This is a genomic window from Streptomyces sp. NPDC029956 (genome assembly GCF_055574655.1).
Map to the genome: position 1 here is coordinate 1 of NZ_JBVHZJ010000041.1, position 19,467 is coordinate 19,467.

Consider the following 19,467-nt stretch of genomic DNA (forward strand, 5'->3'; position numbering starts at 1 on the left):
GCGGGGGGGCGGGGTGGGGGGAAAGCCCCACTGGCGTGCCTCTTCTTAGGGCCCGGAACCCCACGGGATGAAGCGGGGGACCGTCCGGCGGGTCCAGGCCGCCGGACGCGGGACCCGGGCCCGGCGCGACCGGGCCGCCGGAGGCGAGGCCGGGTCCGGGTCCGGGCCCGGCACCGTCAGACCGCCGGGTCCGGGTCCGGCAGCGTCAGACCGCCGGGTCCGGGTCCGGGCCCGGCGATGTCAGGCTTCCGGCGCCGGACCCGGGGCCCGCGCGCGGTCAGGCCGCCGTGTCGAAGGTGTAGTGGCGGGTGTGGTCCAGCATGTCCGCCGGGGTCACGTCGTTCCACGGGCGCATGGTGTCGCCGAGGTCGACGACGTTCGCGGTGCCCGCGGCCGGCAGGTACGGGGACCGGGGGTGGCGGGCCTGCCAGTCGGCCCACAGCTTGTCGATGAAGGCGTGGTGCAGCCAGAACACGGGGTCGTTCGGCGAGACTCCGGTGCCCATCTGGCCGCCGACCCAGACGTGGACGCGGTTGTGCAGGTTCACGCCGCGCCACCCTTCGAGGTGGTTGCGGAAGCCGTCCGACGAGCTGTTCCAGGGGGCCGTGTCGTAGGTCTCCATGGCGAGGACGGAGTCCACCTCGGCGCGGGTGGGCAGCTGGCGGCCGCCCGCGCCCAGGTCGCGCCGGAGGTAGTCGCGGCCGTCGACGCGGACGGTGATCGTCCAGCGGTTGCCGCTGCGGGCGAACGCGCCGTCGAGCACCTGGCCGTCGCGGGCGCGCCCGGTGCCGCCGAGGAAGTCGGGCGCCCACAGCGAGGAGCGGGAGGTGCGGTCGGCCGTCCAGTCCCAGTAGGGGAGGTTGACGGTCGGGTCGACGGACTGCAGCGCCTGCTCGAACTCGATGAGGAAGCGCCGGTGCCAGGGCAGGAACGACGGCGAGCGGTGGCCGACACGGTCGCCGTTGTCGGTGTCGCTCATGATGAAGGCGTTGTGGGTGGTGACGAAGGTGTCGTACCGCCCGGAGCGCTTGAGCTCCAGGAGGGCGTTGACGAAGCGCCGCTTCTCGTCGGCGGTGAGGGAGGCCTGGTTCTTGCGTACGGTCATGACGGGTGCCGCTCCTGGATCGATCAGCCGAGGGTGAGGGGGACGAGCGGGGCGCCCTGGAGTTCGCGGACGGCCGCGCGGGCCAGCGACTTGGGTGTGGCGACGGGCTCGTAGTGGTTGATCACGCTGATCCAGGTGCCGTCGGCGTTCTGCATGACGTGCAGTTCCTCGCCGTCGATCGTCACGGAGTAGCCGCCTCCGTGGTGACCTCCGCCGTGCGCCGGTCCGCCCTTGATGCGACGGCCCTGGTAGACCTCGTCGAAGGACGCCGGGGCCGGGCCGGCCGCGGGAGCGGCGGCCCGGGAGGCGTCGGCGACGGCGGAACCGGCCAGGGCGAGCCCCGCGGCGGCCCCCGCGGCCCCGGCCGCGACGCCGAGAACCCGGCGGCGGGTGATGCTGGACATGAAACCCCCAAATGGTCTGCGCGACCGGGGGTTTGGTCATATGCCCCCGGCAGTGCTCATCAGTACCCGGGAGCGGGGGCGGGGCGGAAATCGCCGGAAGCGGGTTGGCCGCTAAGTGGACAACCCGCCACACAATGTACAGAGTTGAACGGAGTTGATCTTGCTGTCCGGACGGTCGACAGCCCCCCGAAGAGAAGATCTTACGGAGAAAGTGTTCGTTTCGTGAACGATCTTTCGATTCGGGGTACGGCGTGTGGCGGAGCCCACGCCGTCAGACTGTCCTGATCCGGCCTCAGCCGCGGGCCGTCCTCCGCTGCGCCCGCAGCCACTCCTTGTTCATGGCGGAGATCGAAGGCAGCGGGATCCCCTTCGGGCAGGCCGTCGCGCACTCGCCCGTCAGGGTGCAGCCTCCGAAGCCCTCCGCGTCCATCTGGGCCACCATGTCGAGGACCCGGGTCTCGCGTTCCGGGGAGCCCTGGGGCAGCACGTTCAGGTGGTTGACCTTGGCGGAGGTGAAGAGCATCGCCGAGCCGTTGGGGCAGGCCGCCACGCACGCGCCGCAGCCGATGCACTCGGCGTGCTCGAAGGCGGAGTCCGCGTCCGCCTTGGGGACGGGGGTCGCGTGGGCCTCGGGGGCCGAGCCCGTGGGGGCGGAGATGTAGCCGCCGGCCTGGATGACGCGGTCGAAGGCGGAGCGGTCGACGACCAGGTCCTTGACGACGGGGAAGGCGGAGGCACGCCAGGGCTCGACGTCGATCGTGTCGCCGTCGCGGAACGACCGCATGTGGAGCTGGCAGGTCGTGGTCCGCTCCGGTCCGTGCGCGTCGCCGTTGATGACGAGGCTGCACGCGCCGCAGATCCCCTCGCGGCAGTCGTGGTCGAAGGCCACGGGGTCCTCGCCGCGCAGGATGAGCTCCTCGTTGAGGGTGTCGAGCATCTCCAGGAACGACATGTCGGCGGAGATCCCGTCCACGTCGTAGGTGGACATCGCGCCGGGGGTGTCGGCGTTCCGCTGGCGCCAGACGCGCAGGGTGAGCCTCATGCGTAGCTCCGCTGGGTGGGGTGGACGTACTCGAAGGTGAGGTCCTCCTTGTGGAGGACGGGGGCCGTGCCCGTGCCGCCGAACTCCCAGGCCGCGGCGTACGCGAACTCCTCGTCGTGGCGGGCGGCTTCGCCGTCGGCCGTCTGGGACTCCTCGCGGAAGTGGCCGCCGCAGGACTCGGCGCGGTGGAGCGCGTCGAGGCACATGAGCTCGGCGAGTTCCAGGTAGTCGACGATGCGGTTGGCCTTCTCCAGCGACTGGTTGAACTCCTGGCCCGTTCCGGGGACCTTGATCCGGCTCCAGAACTCCTCGCGGATCTCGGGGATGCGGGCCAGCGCGGTGCGCAGGCCCGCCTCCGTCCGGGCCATCCCGCAGTACTCCCACATGAGTTCGCCGAGTTCGCGGTGGAAGGAGTCGGGGGTGCGGTCGCCGTCGACGGCGAGGAGGAGGTTCAGCCGGTCCTCCGTCTCGGCGAGCACCTCCTTCACGGCCGGGTGGTCGTCGGTGACGGGCTCGCTGTGGGGGTGCCGGGCAAGGTAGTCGTTGATGGTGGCCGGGAGGACGAAGTAGCCGTCGGCGAGGCCCTGCATGAGGGCGGAGGCGCCGAGCCGGTTGGCCCCGTGGTCGGAGAAGTTGGCCTCGCCGATGGCGAAGAGCCCGGGGACGGTGGTCTGGAGGTCGTAGTCGACCCAGAGTCCGCCCATCGTGTAGTGGACGGCGGGGTAGATCCGCATGGGGACCTCGTACGGGTTCTCGGCGGTGATCCGCGCGTACATGTCGAAGAGGTTGCCGTACTTCTCCTCGACGGCGGCCCGGCCCATGCGGCGGATCGCGTCGGCGAAGTCGAGGTAGACGCCCTGTCCGCCGGGTCCGACGCCGCGGCCCTCGTCGCAGACGTTCTTCGCGGCGCGGGAGGCGATGTCACGCGGGACGAGGTTGCCGAAGGAGGGATAGATCCGCTCCAGGTAGTAGTCGCGCTCGTCCTCGGGGATGTCGGCCGCGGCGCGGGTGTCGCCCTTGGCCCTGGGGACCCAGATGCGGCCGTCGTTGCGGAGCGACTCGCTCATCAGCGTCAGCTTGGACTGGTGGTCGCCGGTGCGCGGGATGCAGGTGGGGTGGATCTGGGTGAAGCAGGGGTTGGCGAAGTACGCACCGCGCCGGTGGGCCCGCCAGACGGCGGTGGCGTTGGAGTTCATGGCGTTCGTCGACAGGTAGAAGACGTTGCCGTAGCCGCCGCTGGCGAGGACCACCGCGTCCGCGTAGTGGGTGGAGATCTCGCCGGTGATCAGGTCGCGGGCGACGATGCCCCGGGCCCGTCCGTCGACGACGACCAGGTCGAGCATCTCCGTACGGGCGTGCATCTCGACGTTTCCGGCGGCGATCTGCCGGGACAGCGCCTGGTAGGCGCCGAGCAGGAGCTGCTGGCCGGTCTGTCCGCGGGCGTAGAAGGTACGGGAGACCTGGACGCCGCCGAACGAGCGGGTGTCGAGGAGTCCGCCGTACTCGCGGGCGAAGGGGACGCCCTGGGCGACGCACTGGTCGATGATCTCGACGGAGATCTGGGCGAGCCGGTGGACGTTGGACTCGCGGGCGCGGAAGTCGCCGCCCTTGACGGTGTCGTAGAAGAGACGGTGGATCGAGTCGCCGTCGTTGCGGTAGTTCTTGGCGGCGTTGATGCCGCCCTGGGCGGCGATGGAGTGGGCCCGGCGCGGGGAGTCCTGGAAGCAGAACTGGACGACGTGGTAGCCCTGTTCGGCGAGGGTGGCGCCGGCCGAGCCGCCGGCCAGGCCGGTTCCGACCACGATGACGCGGTGCCTGCGGCGGTTGGCGGGGTTGACCAGCTTCGCCTCGAAGCGGCGGGTGTCCCACCGTTCGGCGACGGGTCCTGCGGGGGCCTTCGTGTCGGTGATCGGCTCACCGGTGGCGTAGGCCGCGAATTCGGTGGAGATCATGGTCAGCTCACCACTCCGGTCATGACGGCGACGGGGACGGAGACGAAGCCCGCGGTCAGGACGAGCGCGAGGATGTCGGCGGTGCCCCGCAGCAGGCGCTCACGGCGGGCACTGCCGACGCCGAGGGTCTGGGCGGCGCTCCAGAAGCCGTGCCGGACGTGGAGGCCGACGGCGAGCATGGCGACGATGTAGATGACGTTGCCGTACCAGGTCGAGAAGGTGTCGACGACGTTCTGGTAGGGCTTGCCCTCCTCGAAGCCGCCGGGGTGGACGGTGCCGGTGGTCAGGTCGAGGATGTGCCAGACGATGAAGAGCCCGAGGATGATCCCGCCCCAGCGCATGGTGCGGGTGGCGTACGAGGAGCGCTTGCGGCGGTGGGCGTATGCGGTGGGGCGGGCCCGCACGTCACGACGGCTGAGCTGGTACGCGGAGACGGCGTGGGCCACGACGGCGCCGAGGAGGACGATCCGGACGATCCAGAGGGCCCACTCGTGGTGCAGGACGGGGGCGCCCATGACCCGCAGCCAGTGGCCGTAGGCGTTGAACTCCTCGGGGCCGAAGAAGACCTTCAGGTTGCCGGCGACATGGGCGACGAGATAGCCGAGCATGAGCAGCCCGCTGACTGCCATGACCGTCTTCTTGCCGAGGGTCGATGACAGGAATCCGCGTGACGGTGTGGGGGACGGCGGGCGGCCCGTCGTCCGTTCCCTCGTGGGTGCCAGAGCCATGCTCACGACGCTAGAGCCGAAGGGCCCGAGAGGTCCAAGACATGGTCCGGCTGATCTCGATAGGCCCGTCCTATGAATGTCACCTACCCTGGCACCATGCAGTTCCAGCAGCTCCTCTACTTCGTCGCCGTGGCCGAGACCCGTCACTTCACCCGGGCCGCCGAGCGTGTCCATGTCTCACAGCCCTCGCTCTCCCAGCAGATCAAGGCCCTGGAACAGGAGTTGGGCGCCGAGCTGTTCAGCCGCGCCCGGGGGAACATCACGCTCACCGACGCGGGCGAGGCCCTGCTGCCGCTCGCGCGCCGGATCCTCGCCGACACCGAGACGGCCCGCATCGAGGTGCAGGAGCTGGCCCAGCTGAAGCGGGGCCGGGTACGGCTCGGCGCGACCCCGAGCCTGTGCACGGGGCTGCTGCCGGACGTACTGCGCGCCTTCCACGACCTGCACCCGGGGATCGAGCTCCTCATCGAGGAGGGCGGCTCGCACGATCTCGTACGGGAGCTGGCCCGCGGCGCCCTCGACCTGGCGCTGGTGGTGCTGCCGCTGCCGAGCCCGTCCCCGGCCCTGACGACGGTGGAGCTGCTCCGGGAGGACCTGGTGGTCGTCTCCTCCGCCTCGGCTCCGGCGCCGCGCCGCCCGGTGCGGATCACCGATCTGCGCGACCAGCCGCTCGTGATGTTCCGGCACGGCTACGACCTGCGGGAACTGACCGTGGCGGCCTGCCGGGCGGAGGGCTTCGAGCCGACGTTCACGGTCGAGGGGGGCGAGCTGGACGCGGTCCTCGGATTCGTGCGGGCCGGGCTCGGGCTCGCGGTCGTCCCCGCGATGGTGGCGGCGCGGGCGGGCCGGGACCTCCGTGTGACCGCCCTGGCCCGGCCGGGCCTGCGCCGGACCATCGCCCTCGCGCACCGGAGCGACGTCGCACCGCCGAGGGCGGCACGGGAGCTCCAGCGGATACTGCTCGCCTCGCGGCGGGGCGGCACGGACCGGGTGGTGGGCGTCGGCTGACGAGGTCGCCGCCCTACGCCGTCACCCCTCACACACCCCCGTCGCTCCTCCCGGGCCCCCGTAAATGCGCGTGCGGCAGAACGGCGGCGGCTGCGAGCATGCCCCCATGGTCCACGCTCTCGAACACCTGGTCGTCCGGCACACCCACCGCCTCCCCTCCCCCACCGGTCCGGCCGGGGACGGGGCCGCCGCCGCGCGCAGGTTCGACGCGGCCCTGATGACCGCCGGGTTCAAGCTGTCGGGCGAACTGGTCGAGCGCCTGTCGGGGCTGGCCGGGCCGACCGTCGTCGAGACCGCCGTCCGCACCCTCGTGACCGTCCGTGAGATCCTCGGCGACCACGTCCGGCACAACGTCCACTTCGTCGACTTCCCGGACAACGTGCCGGACACGCTCGACTTCTGGCGGGCGTGCGTGGCCGAGGCGCTCGCCGACGACGACGCCCGCCCGCGTACCGTCGACCAGCTGAGCGCCGGCGTCCTCGACCTGCTGACCCTCCCGTCGTACGGCCGCTACCGGCACACGTACGAGGAGATGCTCGCCGTCCACGACGAGCTGATCGCGGCGGCCGGCGACCGGCTGACGGTGCTGCACCTCGGCGCGGACGCGGACACCGAGGTGACCGCGCTCTACCTGGCCCTGGCCGGCGGCACCACCCCGCTCGGCGAGGAGCGTCTGCGGGATCTGGCCGTGCTCGCCGAGCACTGCGCGGACGGCCCGCAGCCCGAGACGATCACGGTCAGGGAGAACCGCGCCGTCGTCAACCACGCCCGGCTGCGGGTGGGCGCCGCCCCGCTGCTCGACACCGTGACCGACGTCCTGCGGCTGGCCTGCGCGCTCACCGACGGCGATGTCACCCTCCGCGAGCCCACGCGTTTCCGCGCGCTTCCCCGTCCGCATCGCCGTGCCCTGCTCGCGGGTCTCGACGCGGTGGTGGCCGCGTCCCCGGCGAAGCTGTCGGACGTGTCCGCGCACGGGGAGGCGTGGAAGCGCCTCGGGGAGCGCCTGCACCCCCACGAGTACCCGCACTGGCCGCACGCCGCCGAGGTGTTCGCCGTCGCCCGGGGCGAGCGGAAGGCGCCGTCGTTCGACAGCCGCGTGGAGGAGTCGCTCGCACGGGGCGATGTCGCGGGAGCGGCGGAGCTGCTGGCCTCGCACGCCCCGGGGCGGCTGTTCCGCGCCCTGGACCGGCTGCTGCGCGTCGCGGCGGACGACAAGGAGCGGGAGGCGGTTCTCGCGGCCGTCGAGCGGGCCGCCCCGGAGGTGGCGGGCCGGGTCGTCCTGTCGGTGCGCGAGCACCTGCAGAACCGCCGGGGCGGGAGCGCCGGGGAGCGCAGGGTGTTCGTGAACCGGGAGGGCAAGGCCTGGGTCACCGACGACGTGCGCCCGCCGCTGGAGGACACCCACCGCGAGCGGCTCGTCGCGGCCCTCGACGCCGAGACCCGGCGCCGACTGCCCCCCGCGGGGCGCCTGTTGATCGACCCCGACGTCCTGGACGTGGCCCTGCCGTTGAGCGGCCGGGCGTCCTCGGCGGGGCTCGGCGTGCTGCCGCGCGGCTCGGTCTCACCGGTCGAGGGGGAGCTGCTGCGCTTCTTCACGTACTGGCGGGAGGCGCGGCAGACGACCGATCTCGATCTGTCGGCGCTCGTCCTGGACGAGGAGTACGCGACGGTGACCTGGCTGTCGTACACGGCCCTGACCGACGTCGAGGGCCGGCACTCGGGTGACATCACCGAAGCGCCCGACGGGGCCTCGGAGTTCATCGACCTACGGCTCGGCGCGGTGCGGGGCTCGTTCATCGTCCCGCAGGTGCACGTCTTCTCGGGCGAGGGCTTCGACCAGGTGGCGGAGGGCTTCTTCGGCTTCATGCTGCGCGAGTCCGAGCAGCGGGGCCGGCCGTTCGAGCCGCGCACGGTGCGGATGAAGTCGGATCTGCGCGGCCCCGGGCGGGTGGCGCTGCCGCTCGCGTTCCGACGGGACGAGGAGGGCCGCTGGCACGCGCACTGGCTCCACCTCTACCTGCGGGGCACGCCGTCGGCGAACCGGGTCGAGGAACACCGGGTGTCGATCGCGGTCCTGCTGCGCGGTCTGATGGGTCGTACGCCCCTGACGGTCGGTCATCTCGTGGCGTTGATGGAGGAGTCGGGCGCGGAGACGACACTGTGGGACGGCCGGACGGTACCGGAAGGCCCGGTCACGTACCTCGGTCTGGAGCGGCCGGACGGCCTCGCCCCCGGCTCGCGGGTCTTCACCCCGGAAAATCTGCGCGACCTGCTGCCCGCCTGAGTGCTACGGTCGTTCCGGGGCGAGGCCATGGAGAGGCTTCCTTCTCATACTCCAATGAAATAGCCTCTCCGCTCTCCTCCCCCGTACTCTTCCCGGCCTCCCCGCTTCGCGCGGGGAGGCCGGTCTCGTGTGTCCGGTTCTCAGACCGCGTCCGCCAGGAGCAGTGAGTGGATGCGGTCCGGGGCACCGGGGCGGGCGTAGTACCAGCCCTGGGCCGTGTCGCAGCCCAGGTCGCGGAGCTGGCGGGCCTGGGCCCCGGTCTCCACGCCCTCGACGGTGACGGCGAGTTCGAGGCTGTGGGCCAGGGAGACGATCCCCTCGACGATCTTGAGGTCGACCGGGTCCACCGGATGCTGCTGCATGCCCCGGGTGAAGGAGCGGTCCAGCTTGAGGACGCTGACCGGCAGCCGGCGCAGATTGGCCAGGTTCGAGTAGCCGGTGCCGAAGTCGTCGAGCGCGATGTCCACGCCCATCTCGGCGAGCTGCCGCAGCGGCTTGAGCAGGTCCTCGTCGGCGCCGATGAGCGCCGATTCGGTCACCTCCAGGCAGAGCGCGCCCGGTTCGAGCCCGGACCGCTCCAGGACGTCGACGGTGTCGGCGACCAGGCGCGGGTGGTGGAGCTGCGTCGGGGAGAGGTTGACGTTGATCCGCAGCGGGCCGCCGTCGGCGTGCCGGGCCTGCCAGAAACGGGCCTGGCGCACGGCCTCCTGGAGCACCCAGCGGCCCAGCGGCACGATGAGCCCGGTGTCCTCGGCGAGCGGGATGAACCGGTCGGGGCCGAGCACGCCGTGCTGCGGGTGGCACCACCGTACGAGCGCCTCGGCGCCGTGGACGCTGCCGTCGTCGAGGTGGACGAGCGGCTGGTACTCGATGAAGAACTCGCCGCGTTCCAGCGCGGTCGGCAGGGCCGTGGTGAGGCCGTGCCGGGTGATGGCGCGGGCGTCGGCCTCCGGGTCGGCGAGCTCGAAGCGGTTGCCCCCGGCGGACTTGGCCCGGTACATGGTGATGTCGGCGCTCCGCAGCACCTCGGCCGGGGTGCGTTCGCCGGCCGGGCCCTCGACGACGCCGAGGCTTCCGCGGACGGTCAGTTCGCGGCCGTCGATGCGGAGGGGGGTGGCGAGGGCGGCGAGGATGCGGTCGGCGAGCTCGGTGACGTCCTGTTCGCCTGCGGCGCCGGTGGTGAGGGCGACGAACTCGTCGCCGCCGAGCCGGGCCACCATCTCGCCGGACCCGGTGACGCAGCTCTGCAGCCGGTCGGCGACCTCGACGAGGAGCCGGTCGCCGGTGGAGTGGCCGAGGCTGTCGTTGATGACCTTGAAGCCGTCGAGGTCCAGATAGCAGAGGCCGAAGCGGGCGTTGTCGCCGGGCGCGAGGGCCTTCTCGAGACGCTCGAAGAACAGGGTCCGGTTGGGGAGCCCCGTCAGCGCGTCGTGGGTGGCCTCGTACCGCAGGCGCAGGTGGAGCAGGCGCCGCTCGGTGGTGTCCTCCATGAGGGCCAGCTGGTACTGGGGGTTGCCCTCGGCGTCGCGGAGGAGCGAGACGGTGAGATTGGTCCAGAGAACCGTTCCGTCTCCGCGGTAGTACGGCTTCTCGACCCGGTAGTGCTCACGGTCGCCGCGGACCAGCTCGTCGTACAGCTTCCAGACGTGCGGTCCGTCCTCCGGGTGGACCCACTGGCTCACGTTCCGGCTGCGCAGCGGCCCCTCCATTCCGCCGAACATACGCGTGAGGGTCTCGTTGACCTCCAGGACGTTGCCGTCGAGGTCCGCGATGCCGATGCCGATCGCCGCCCCGTCGAAGACCGCCCGGAAGCGGCTCTCGGTGGCGTGCAGGGCGATCTCGGCGGCGCTGCGGGCGGAGAGCGCGGAACGCGCGATGGCCTCCTGCTCGGCCCGGGTCCGCTCGCGCAGGGCCTGGGCGTAGCCGGTGGCCATGGCGTGCTGGAGCCGGGCGCAGCGGGCCCGGAGCTCCTCGGCCGGCAGGTCCGACTCGGCACCGCAGTAGAGCACCAGGTACGAGTCCACGACCCCGAGGCTGCGTCCGAGGGCGTCCGGGTCGGTGCAGTGGGCGGCGATCAGCGCCGCGCCGGTGCGCTGGGCCGGGGCCGTGTCGAACGGCCGGGCGTGCAGCGCGTCGTTCAGGGTGCGGGCCAGCGGCAGCAGATGCACCTCGAACTCGGCGCGGGTCAGCGAGGTGGCGGTCACCGGGAAGATGGCACGGCTCCAGATGGTGACGAACCGCCTGAGTCTGTCCTCCGGGCCGTCGGCTTCGGCAACGCCGCCGGACGGCTGAGACGGGACCTTCACGCCTTGCGCCCCACCCCTGCGAAACCGGAGAAGGCGTACGGATCCTCCTCCTCGACCGGACTGTCCGGACGCCAGTCGGGCATCGGGACGAGGCCGGGCTCGATCAGTTCGGTGCCCTCGAAGAAGCGGGCGATCTCGGCGCCGGAACGCATCACCAGCGGGTTGCGGATGTTCCGGTAGACCCCGACGGTGCCGCCGGCCTGCTCCTCGGAGAGCGGGATGCCCTCGTACGAGGCGTGGGTGAGCACCAGGAGGCTGCCGGGCGCGAGGGCGTCGAGCAGTTCGGTGACGGCTTCGTACGGCCGGTCCTGGTCCTCCAGGAAGTGCAGGACGGCGACGAGGAGCAGCGCCACCGGCCGCTCCAGGTCGAGGAGTCGGGACACCTCGGGACTGTAGAGGATGTCGGCCGGCTTGCGCAGGTCCGCGGCGACGACCGCGGCGCCCTCGTCGCCCTCCAGGACGGCGCGGCTGTGGGCCACGGCGACCGGGTCGTGGTCGACGTAGACGACGCGGGCCGCGGGGTCGGCGGTCCTGGCGACCTCGTGCACATTGCCGAAGGTGGGTATGCCGGAGCCGATGTCCAGGAACTGGGTGACGTCGTTGTCAACGGCGTGACGGACGGCGCGCCGCATGAAGGCACGGTTCGCCTGCATGATCTTGGGCAGGCCAGGCATGAACTCCATGGCCTTGCGCGCCGCTTCCCGGTCCACTTCGAAATTGTGCGAGCCGCCCAGATAGAAGTCGTACATACGGGACACGCTCGGCACCGAGATGTCGATACCAGGCGGAGCCCAGGCGGGACGCTCCATCAATGTCTCCAACAAGTCGCCATGGGGGATGCGGCCATGTGTTCGCGGCCGGTGTTCGAGGTGAGGCTACTGATCGCCCGCCGAGAGAGCGAGTAGAAACGGAAATTCGCGGTCCGTTCTTGGTCACACGCCATTGGCACGTGCTCTCGGGAACGAAGAGTTCACGCCTTCAGACTGTGCAAATTCACGTGCATATGAGTGTGCGTCGGCTCTTCGGCCGAGTGCGGCTCCCCTCGATGGGCGCCCAGGCCCCGCCTGTACCTCGGTTGTTGCCGTCGGAGGCGTCTGGTCGCCGGTGCAGGATGCCCCCTTCTCCTTCCCGCCCGACAGGGCGACAACCGGACAGTTATCGATCCGAGGCCGGAACGGACCCGGTCCGCCGTCTTCCGGAATCCATCTGCCCGGCAATACGGGGACCTTGAGCCCCGTAGAGGCGCCCCGGCCGGCTTCGGGCGAGGCGAAACGTCAAACCGGTACGTCCGAAGATCCGCTCCATCCGGCGAATCCCGCTCGATTCCGCCCCGGCGCGCCGTGCCTGTGATCAAGCTCGACGGCGTGTCTCTGTACGGATCACTCCTCGCGCGGCCGCTGGCGGCCCTCGGACTGGTGTGGCTCCTCGCCACCCCGGTGCCCGCCGCCGCGGACGCCTGCGCCTACGCCTCGACCGGCCCGGGCGGTTCCCATGTCGCGGTGGCGATCGCCGGCGGCGGCGACGACGACGGCCACGGCGGTTCAGGTAAGGGCAAGGGCCACGGGAAGGGTCACGGCAAGGGAAAGGGCAAGGGGCACGGCCATCACCACCACCCGAAGCCCTGCCCCACCGAGCCGCCCCCGCCGTGCCCGTCCCCCACACCCGAGCCGACGCCCACCCCTACGCCCACGCCCACGCCCACGCCGAATCCGACTCCCAAGCCGACGCCCAAGCCGACACCCGAACCACCGTCCCCCTCCCCGACGCCCACGCCCACTCCGAAGCCGCCTCCGCCGCCCGCCCCTCTCCCGCCCAGACCCGCGCCGAAGCCACCGGCCACCCGGCCCGCACCCCGCCCGGAGCCGCCGCCCCCCGCGCCTCCGACCACGAGGCCGCCGGAGCGCGCGCCCGCGCCGCCTCCGCCGCCCCCGCCTCCGCCGCGCCCGAGCCCCACGCCTCCGCCCACCGTGCGGCCCCCGGCACCCGGCCCCGTGGCGCTGCCCCACTACCGCCGCGCCACGCACACCCAGCCGAAGAACGGCACCTCCGTCGTCACCGCGACCCTCATGATCACCGCGCCCGCGGTGCTCGCGACGGCGATCCTGCGCCCGCGGTCCAAGTGACCCGCCGCTCCGTCCACCCCTACGTCCCTCTGAATCCCGCTAGAGGAATCCATGTCTGAATGGCTTGTTCTCACCCTTGCGATGGCCGCCGCGTGCGCCGTCGTCCTCACGATCGTGGTCATCAACAACCGCCGGATCACAGAGGACGACGACCCGAGCGAGACCCCGGACGTCATCGAGTACATGACGATGATGATCGGCGTGATCTACGCGATCGTCCTCGGTCTCGCCATCGCCGGCGTCTGGGAGGCCCGCGGCGCCGCCCAGGAGACCGTGCGGCAGGAGGCGCAGGCGATGCACGAGATCTCGGCCCGCGTCGAGGTGTACCCGCAGGCGGTCCGCGAGCGCATCCGCGCCGATGTCGAGGCGTACGTCGGCTATGTGGTCGACGACGAGTGGACGTACATGGCGGAGCACGGCGAGCTGAGCGAGGAGGGCACCGCGCTCCTGGAGAAGGTGCGGCGCAGCGTCACCGACTACCAGCCCGCCGACGACTTCGAGGGACAGGCGTACCAGCCGCTGGTCGACCAGGTGGCGGTGGCCGACGACGCCCGGGGAGCCCGGGGGCAGAACGCGGGGGCGACCATGCCGGGGGTGGTGTGGTTCGGCCTCATCATCGGAGCCCTGGTGACGGTCGGCCTGATCTTCACCCTGCAGATCCGCAGGACCGGGCGCGAACTGCTGCTCGCCGGACTCTTCAGCGTGCTGATCGCCTTCCTGCTGTTCCTCATCTGGGACTTCGACGCGCCGTTCGGCCGGGGCATCTCGGCCACCGCCGCGCCGTTCACCGATCTGTTCCCGCAGCTCACGCGGTGAGGCGACACCACCGGATGAGCCACTCGGGGGACATCCATGCCCCATTCGCACGTCTGGGATCGCGGCTGTGGTAGGGCGCTTCTAGCGTTTCGGACATCGAGGTGTACGCACGGTCTTTCGCGGAAACCCCCTTTCCGCGGCTGCCCCTCGGGACCCGGAGGATTCACCATGCGCGCGATACGTGCCGCGTCCACTGCCCTGCTGGGAGCGGCCGCCCTCGCCCTGGCCGCCCCCACCGCCGTCGCGGCGGACGGTGCCCCCGCACCGAACCCGCGAGCGGCACGGGCCAAGGCACCGGGCGATTTCGTCGTGTCGCCCTCGGTCGTCGCGCCGGGCGGCCGGGTGACGCTGAGCGCCCCCGGCTGCGCCAGCACGGCGACGGCCTCGGCCGGCATCTTCGACACCGTCACCATCGCCCCGGGCTCGGCGGCCATCGCCACCGTGGACGCGGACGCCCGACCCGGCGCCGTGTACACGGTGTCGTTCAACTGCACCGGCGGGATCTCGGACACCGCGACCCTGACGATCAGCGGCGTTCCGACCGCCACCCCCACGATCAGCTCCACCATCCTCACTCCCCCGCGCGGGGTGCAGGGCGGTCTGGGCGGCTCGGTGGGCGGCGTCGAGCCGCTCCAACTGGCCGTCGGAGGAGCGCTCGTGCTCGCCGCCACCGTCGGCGGCGTGTACGTGGTGCGTCGCCGTTCCGGCGCGACCCGTCGCCACTGAGCGGCGGGCACGACCGGTCCGGTGTCGGTGACCGGCGTCCGCGGACGCCCGTCGCCCCCGGGTCCCGGCAGGGACTCGGGGGCGACGGGCAGGGCGGGCCGACCGGGAGGTTCGACCGGTCAGACCCCCGCACCGGTGATACGGCGACGACGGACGATGAAGAGCCCGCCGCCGAGCGCGGCGGCGGCGACCAGGCTGCCGCCGACGGCCATCTCGGTGGAGGTGGGCGCCATCGAGCCGCCGAGGCCGCCCTGGGCACCGCGGCCCGGGAGGACGCGGAACGGCTCCGTGACCACGTTGGAGCCGCCGTTGCACCTGACGGCCAGGTTGTAGTTGCCGGGAGTGGCGTTGTTGTAGACGCGGGCGACGGCCGTGGAGACGCCGTTGCCGCCCGAGAGGGTGGCGTCCGGGAAGGCGTTGGACGTGACCGTGCCACCACGGTTGCAGCCCCTGGCGGTGATCGTGAGCGTCGACCCGGGGTGGACCTCGAAGGGGCTGACGGTGACGTTGCTGGGGGTGTTGTTGTTGCCGCCGGCGACGACGTTGCCCGGACCGTAGGTGGCGGCGGCAAGGGGGGCCGCGAGGCCGACCGCCGCGATCGCGGTGGCGGTCACCGCCAGAGTGCGTGCAGCACGCATGGTTGAACCTCCAGTGGAAGACGCCCCAAAGCGGTGCTCCGGGAGTGTCGACGAGTACGCCTTCCATGACGAACCATCACAAGTCCGAGCGAGCCGCGCATTTCGGCACTGGTCCACCCCAGTGAGGCGACACGCCCGGAATCGAGTCCTCGCAGGTGGAAGAAGCGCAGGTCAGGCGCGAGAGGGCTGCTTATCTGACGATTACTCGGATGGGTCAGCCCCCTGTCACCCGCCTGTCGGCCCCCGGGGCATCGTCGCGTGCTGCCCCCCCGACGCCGCCCGCCGACCGCGCCGCCCTGGACGCGTGCGGGGCGGGCGGGACGTCGACACACCCCCGTGGCCGTGCTCCGGCACCCTTCCGGCGTCGGCCCCCACCCGTTCGCACCGTCCGGCGCGACGGCCCGTCAGGTCGCCCTTACCGTTCTGACGACGCCACGAAGGGAGAACGAATGCCCCCGAAGGACTTCCGCGTCTTCCCGCGCAGGAGACGCCGCCCCTGGGGCATCCTGGCCCTCGCCATGCTGTCCGGGGTCGCGATGATGCGCAACGGGGTGGACGTCGCACTCGGGCCTCCGCAGCCCGCCGCGGCGGCCCGTCCGGTGGCGCATCCCGTCGTGCCGCCGCAGGACGGGGCGACCGAGGGTCTGGAGCCGCTGCCGTTCGCCCCCGCCTCCCGGATCAAGATCCCGGCGATCCAGGTCGCGGCCCCGATCATGGACGTGGGTCTCGACCCGGACGGCTGGGTGGCGGCCCCGCCGCCGCAGGACGCCAACCTCGCCGGCTGGTACCAGAACGGCATCTCCCCCGGCCAGCGCGGCACCGCGGTCGTCGTGGGCCATGTCGACAACGCACAGGGCCCCGCGGTCTTCTACGGCCTCGGCTCCCTGGAGAAGGGCCAGCACATCGAGGTCGAGCGGTACGACGGCCGGATCGCGGTCTTCGAGATCTACGGGCTCGAGGTGTACGCGAAGGACAACTTCCCGGGCGTGCAGGTGTACGCCGACACCGGCGCCCCCGAACTGCGGGTCATCACCTGCGGCGGCGGCTACACGCGCGCGCGTGGCTACGACGGGAACGTCGTCGTGTACGCGCGCATGGTCGGCTCCCGCTAGGTCGTCTCTTTCGGATCCTGCCGGTCAGGCCCGCGTCGTCCGGTGCCTGGGGTCTCCCAGGCCCGCCAGGGCCGAGGGGACGCATCGCAAGGCGGAGGGGCGCCCGCGTACTGGGTGTACTCGGGTGTCCCGACAACGCGGCGGGGTGCGGTGCCGGGCGGCGCGGGCCGGGCAAGATCCGGAAGAGACGGCCAGGCCCTGTCGTCGTCACACGACAGGACCGGAGGGACACGGCGAAGGGCCCCGGCAGCACCAGCCGCCGGGGCCCTTTCCCGTACCGGAGCGCTCAGCGCCGGGGGACGGTGATGTGGTAGCCCGCGTCGAGGAGTTCGGGCAGATAGCGGCGGAGCGCGGTCACGGTCCGGGCCCGGTCGCCGCCGGCGTCGTGGGAGAGCACGACGGCGCCGGGGGCGGCTCCGTCGAGGACCCGGCGGACGATGGTGTCGGCGACCGCGGGTTCCTTCCAGTCCAGGGTGTCGACGGTCCAGGCGAGCGGCTCCATGCCGAGCTCGGCCCCGATCTCGAAGGAGTGCCGGTTCCAGGCGCCGTACGGCGCGCGGTACCAGAGCGGGGCCGAGCCCAGGGTCCGTTCGACGACCTCGCTGGTGGAGCCGAGCTCGTCGCGGATGCGGGAGGGGCGCAGTGTGGGGATGAGGGGGTGCGACCAGGAGTGGTTGCCGACGACGTGCCCGTCCGCGGCCATCTCCCGCAGCAGATCCGGGTTCTCGACCGCCATCTCGCCGCAGACGAAGAACATGGCCCGGCAGTCGTAGCGGCGCAGGGTCTCCAGGATGCCCGGTGTGTAGCGGGGGTCCGGGCCGTCGTCGAAGCTGAGCACCATCGAGCGGCCGACCCCGGACATGCTGAGGAAGGGCCGCTGCCGGACCGGGGGCACCGCGCGCCGGAACGCGGGGGGCGCGTACGCGGTCATCGGCTGGAGGCGGTACGCGCTGGGGCGGAGCCTGGCGGACTGCGCCTGCGGGCCGGCGGCGGGTCCGGCCCCTCCGCGGGGTGGAGCAGGAGGCGCGGCGGTCCCGCCGGCCCGTTCGGGCGCCGCGAGCCGGTCCGCCGCGATGACTCCGACGGTGGCGGTGGCCCCGAGGGCGGCGGCGAGCCGCAGCACCGCACGGCGCCCATGAGGCATCTGATCCTTTTTCATGACCAATGGTTCATACGGATGAGGACCCGCGCGGCTCATCGACACCGGCCGCCCCACCGAAAGCACCCGATGAGCCGATAGCCTCGAAGGGTGAGCGAACAACAGCCCGGCCGGTTCGAACGCGGTACCGACGGCCCGAAAGTGATCATGGCGGGAGTCGACGGTTCCAACTCCTCACTGCGCGCGGCGGCGTACGCGGCCGGGCTCGCGCGGCGGCAGAACGCCCTGCTCGCGCTCGTCTACGTGCAGCCGGTGATCACCGCGGGGGCCGCCATGGGCGCGCCGACGGCGGGGACCACCGAGGAGATCGCCCAGGACCTGGCCGCGGAGATCCGTGCCTCGGCCGAGCGGGTGAAGGACCTCTGGCGGATGCGGTGGGAGTTCCACACCTTCCGGGGCGACGCCTACGCGGGTCTGGTCCAGGCGGCCGAGGAGCTGACGGCGGACGCCGTGGTGGTGGGCGCCTCCGAGTCGGCCGGCCACCGGTTCGTGGGCTCGGTGGCCGTACGGCTCGTGAAGGCGGGCCGTTGGCCGGTCACCGTCGTACCGTGACCGGTTCGATCGGTCGGTCGGTCGGTCGGTCGGTGGCCGTCTACCTGCCCATCACCAGGCCGTCCTCGGCCGCGCCGCGGCTGAGCACCACCTGCCGGACGGCGTCCCGGATCTCGGCATGGCGCGGGTCGGAGCCGTCGGCGGCGCCGAGGTTGACCACCCGGCCGCGTCCGGTGTCGAACCACTGGGGGACGAACTCGGCCTTGGTGACCTCCCAGCGCCCACCGGGGGTCCGGGGCGGACCGAAGGTGAAGCGGCCGATGCTGCCCTGGTTGCCACGGGGGTCGTGGGCTCCCTCGTGGTTGATCATGTCCCCGGCGATCTGGTCGCCCATGCCGTAGACGATCCAGGTGCCGTTGACCTTCTCGTACGCCTGCGGGACGTGGGCGTGCGTTCCGAGGATCAGGTCGATGTCGGGGCGGCCGCCGCTCTGCGAGGCGGTGAGCGCCCTGCCGAGCGTGAGCTGGCGCCCGTCGGGTTCGGTCTGCCACTCGGTGCCCCAGTGGACGCTGACCACGACCACGTCGGCGCCGGCCGCGCGGGCGGCGCGGGCATCGGCGATCACCTTCTGCTCGTCGAGCGTCTGCACGGCCCACGGCTGCCCCTCGGGCATCGGATACCCGTTGGTGTCGTACGTGTAGGCGAGCTGGGCCACGGTGGCGCCGCCCGCCTCGAGCAGGGTGGGCCTCGCCGCCTCCTCCGCCGTACGTGCCGACCCGGCGTGGCGGACACCGGCCCGGTCCAGGGCGTCGAGCGTGCGGCCGAGGCCCGCCGCTCCGTCGTCCAGGGTGTGGTTGGAGGCCGTGGAGCAGGAGTCGTAGCCGGTGGCCCTGAGCGCGGCGGCGACCTCGGGCGGCGATTTGAAGGCGGGGTAGCCGGTGTAGGGCCCGCCCTCCTGCCCGTACACGGTCTCCATGTGGCAGATGGCCAGATCGGCCTGCGAGACGACGGACCTCACCCCGGAGAGCATCGGCGCGAAGTCGTAGCCGCCCCCGCCCGCGTCCTGGGCCGCGCGGCGGATGATCGAGTCGTGCGGGAGGATGTCCCCGGAGGCGACGAGGGTGAATCCGGCGGGTGCGGACGCCCCGCCGGGTGCGGCGGACGGGGCGTCGGGCCGCCCGGATCCCGGTCGTCCGTTCGTGGCCTCGGGGCTGGGGCCTCCGTCGGCCGGGCCGCTCCCGTCGGTGCAGCCGGTCGCCGCCGCGAGCAGGACGGCGGCGAGCGCCACCACGCCCGCGGATCTGGTGCGTGAGGTCATGTACGGCACTCCGCCCGATTCGTGGGATGAACATCTGTTCCTACGAATTGATCTCGCGAGAAAGCCGCAGTCAAGGGTCAAGGCCGCAGAGCGACAGGAACCCCGCTGAAACGGACGCAGTGACTCCGGTCGACCGGCTCGTGACCGCTCGCCGCACCATTCGCCGCTCGGTGCGACCGTTCGTCGCAGACCGATGTCCGTTCCCTGTCCCTCGCTGTCCGAATGGGTTCCGATACGCCCCGGACGACGAGCCG

The 19,467-nt window shown here is 72.2% G+C and carries 17 protein-coding genes; 7 read left to right on the forward strand and 10 right to left on the reverse strand.

What is annotated here, in order from left to right; all coding sequences use genetic code 11:
- Positions 1–277: 277 nt before the first annotated feature.
- The 5 genes from melC2 to ACZ4XX_RS27695 form a co-directional block, all read right to left on the reverse strand.
- On the reverse strand, positions 278–1,105 hold the full coding sequence (gene melC2 / locus ACZ4XX_RS27675) for a tyrosinase MelC2 (RefSeq protein WP_468510583.1): 828 nt from the start codon (positions 1,103–1,105) through the stop codon (positions 278–280).
- Positions 1,106–1,128: 23 nt separating this feature from the next.
- Complete coding sequence (gene melC1, locus ACZ4XX_RS27680) at positions 1,129–1,509, reverse strand: apotyrosinase chaperone MelC1 (RefSeq protein WP_468510584.1); 381 nt, start codon at positions 1,507–1,509, stop codon at positions 1,129–1,131.
- A gap of 292 nt (positions 1,510–1,801) precedes the next feature.
- Positions 1,802–2,551 carry a succinate dehydrogenase/fumarate reductase iron-sulfur subunit gene (locus ACZ4XX_RS27685; protein ID WP_468510585.1) on the reverse strand — a complete coding sequence of 250 codons (750 nt, stop codon included), beginning with the start codon at positions 2,549–2,551 and terminating at the stop codon, positions 1,802–1,804.
- Entirely contained in the window at positions 2,548–4,503 is a 1,956-nt protein-coding gene (locus tag ACZ4XX_RS27690) for a fumarate reductase/succinate dehydrogenase flavoprotein subunit (RefSeq protein ID WP_468510586.1), read from the reverse strand. Before ACZ4XX_RS27690 ends, ACZ4XX_RS27685 begins: the two co-directional genes overlap by 4 nt.
- A gap of 2 nt (positions 4,504–4,505) precedes the next feature.
- Complete coding sequence (locus ACZ4XX_RS27695) at positions 4,506–5,231, reverse strand: succinate dehydrogenase (protein WP_468510587.1); 726 nt, start codon at positions 5,229–5,231, stop codon at positions 4,506–4,508.
- 96 nt (positions 5,232–5,327) lie between these two features.
- Here ACZ4XX_RS27695 and ACZ4XX_RS27700 point away from each other — a divergent pair, with 96 nt between their 5' ends.
- Both ACZ4XX_RS27700 and ACZ4XX_RS27705 read left to right on the forward strand, forming a co-directional pair.
- Positions 5,328–6,239 (forward strand): LysR family transcriptional regulator, encoded by a 912-nt coding sequence (locus ACZ4XX_RS27700; protein WP_468510588.1) that lies wholly within the window; start codon positions 5,328–5,330, stop codon positions 6,237–6,239.
- Between the two features lie 106 nt (positions 6,240–6,345).
- Complete coding sequence (locus ACZ4XX_RS27705) at positions 6,346–8,523, forward strand: hypothetical protein (RefSeq protein ID WP_468510589.1); 2,178 nt, start codon at positions 6,346–6,348, stop codon at positions 8,521–8,523.
- 140 nt (positions 8,524–8,663) lie between these two features.
- Here ACZ4XX_RS27705 and ACZ4XX_RS27710 read toward each other — a convergent pair whose 3' ends face one another.
- Together ACZ4XX_RS27710 and ACZ4XX_RS27715 are read right to left on the reverse strand one after the other, a co-directional pair.
- A complete protein-coding gene (locus ACZ4XX_RS27710) occupies positions 8,664–10,829 on the reverse strand; it encodes a putative bifunctional diguanylate cyclase/phosphodiesterase (RefSeq protein ID WP_468510590.1) in 2,166 nt (721 codons plus the stop codon).
- Positions 10,826–11,638 (reverse strand): SAM-dependent methyltransferase, encoded by an 813-nt coding sequence (locus tag ACZ4XX_RS27715; RefSeq protein WP_468510591.1) that lies wholly within the window; start codon positions 11,636–11,638, stop codon positions 10,826–10,828. The genes ACZ4XX_RS27710 and ACZ4XX_RS27715 overlap by 4 nt, the downstream gene beginning before the upstream one ends.
- Before the next feature lie 555 nt (positions 11,639–12,193).
- Here ACZ4XX_RS27715 and ACZ4XX_RS27720 point away from each other — a divergent pair.
- From ACZ4XX_RS27720 to ACZ4XX_RS27730, 3 genes are all read left to right on the forward strand, one after another.
- Complete coding sequence (locus tag ACZ4XX_RS27720) at positions 12,194–12,952, forward strand: hypothetical protein (RefSeq protein WP_468510592.1); 759 nt, start codon at positions 12,194–12,196, stop codon at positions 12,950–12,952.
- Between the two features lie 51 nt (positions 12,953–13,003).
- Positions 13,004–13,768 (forward strand): bestrophin-like domain, encoded by a 765-nt coding sequence (locus tag ACZ4XX_RS27725; protein ID WP_468510593.1) that lies wholly within the window; start codon positions 13,004–13,006, stop codon positions 13,766–13,768.
- A gap of 168 nt (positions 13,769–13,936) precedes the next feature.
- Positions 13,937–14,494, forward strand: a complete 558-nt coding sequence (locus tag ACZ4XX_RS27730) for a hypothetical protein (RefSeq protein ID WP_468510594.1) — start codon at positions 13,937–13,939, stop codon at positions 14,492–14,494.
- A 119-nt stretch (positions 14,495–14,613) separates the two neighbouring features.
- On the opposite strand, the gene ACZ4XX_RS27735 is transcribed toward ACZ4XX_RS27730, so the two are convergent.
- Positions 14,614–15,132 carry a hypothetical protein gene (locus ACZ4XX_RS27735; RefSeq protein ID WP_468510595.1) on the reverse strand — a complete coding sequence of 173 codons (519 nt, stop codon included), beginning with the start codon at positions 15,130–15,132 and terminating at the stop codon, positions 14,614–14,616.
- Between the two features lie 449 nt (positions 15,133–15,581).
- Here ACZ4XX_RS27735 and ACZ4XX_RS27740 point away from each other — a divergent pair, with 449 nt between their 5' ends.
- Positions 15,582–16,244, forward strand: a complete 663-nt coding sequence (locus ACZ4XX_RS27740) for a class F sortase (RefSeq protein WP_468510596.1) — start codon at positions 15,582–15,584, stop codon at positions 16,242–16,244.
- A 286-nt stretch (positions 16,245–16,530) separates the two neighbouring features.
- Here the strand turns inward: ACZ4XX_RS27740 and ACZ4XX_RS27745 are convergent, their stop codons facing one another.
- Positions 16,531–17,388 (reverse strand): polysaccharide deacetylase family protein, encoded by an 858-nt coding sequence (locus ACZ4XX_RS27745; RefSeq protein WP_468510597.1) that lies wholly within the window; start codon positions 17,386–17,388, stop codon positions 16,531–16,533.
- A 105-nt stretch (positions 17,389–17,493) separates the two neighbouring features.
- On the opposite strand from ACZ4XX_RS27745, the gene ACZ4XX_RS27750 reads away from it, so the two are divergent.
- Complete coding sequence (locus tag ACZ4XX_RS27750) at positions 17,494–17,955, forward strand: universal stress protein (RefSeq protein ID WP_468510598.1); 462 nt, start codon at positions 17,494–17,496, stop codon at positions 17,953–17,955.
- Between the two features lie 40 nt (positions 17,956–17,995).
- Here the strand turns inward: ACZ4XX_RS27750 and ACZ4XX_RS27755 are convergent, their stop codons facing one another.
- Complete coding sequence (locus tag ACZ4XX_RS27755; RefSeq protein ID WP_468510599.1) at positions 17,996–19,213, reverse strand: CapA family protein; 1,218 nt, start codon at positions 19,211–19,213, stop codon at positions 17,996–17,998.
- Between the last annotated feature and the right edge of the window lie 254 nt (positions 19,214–19,467).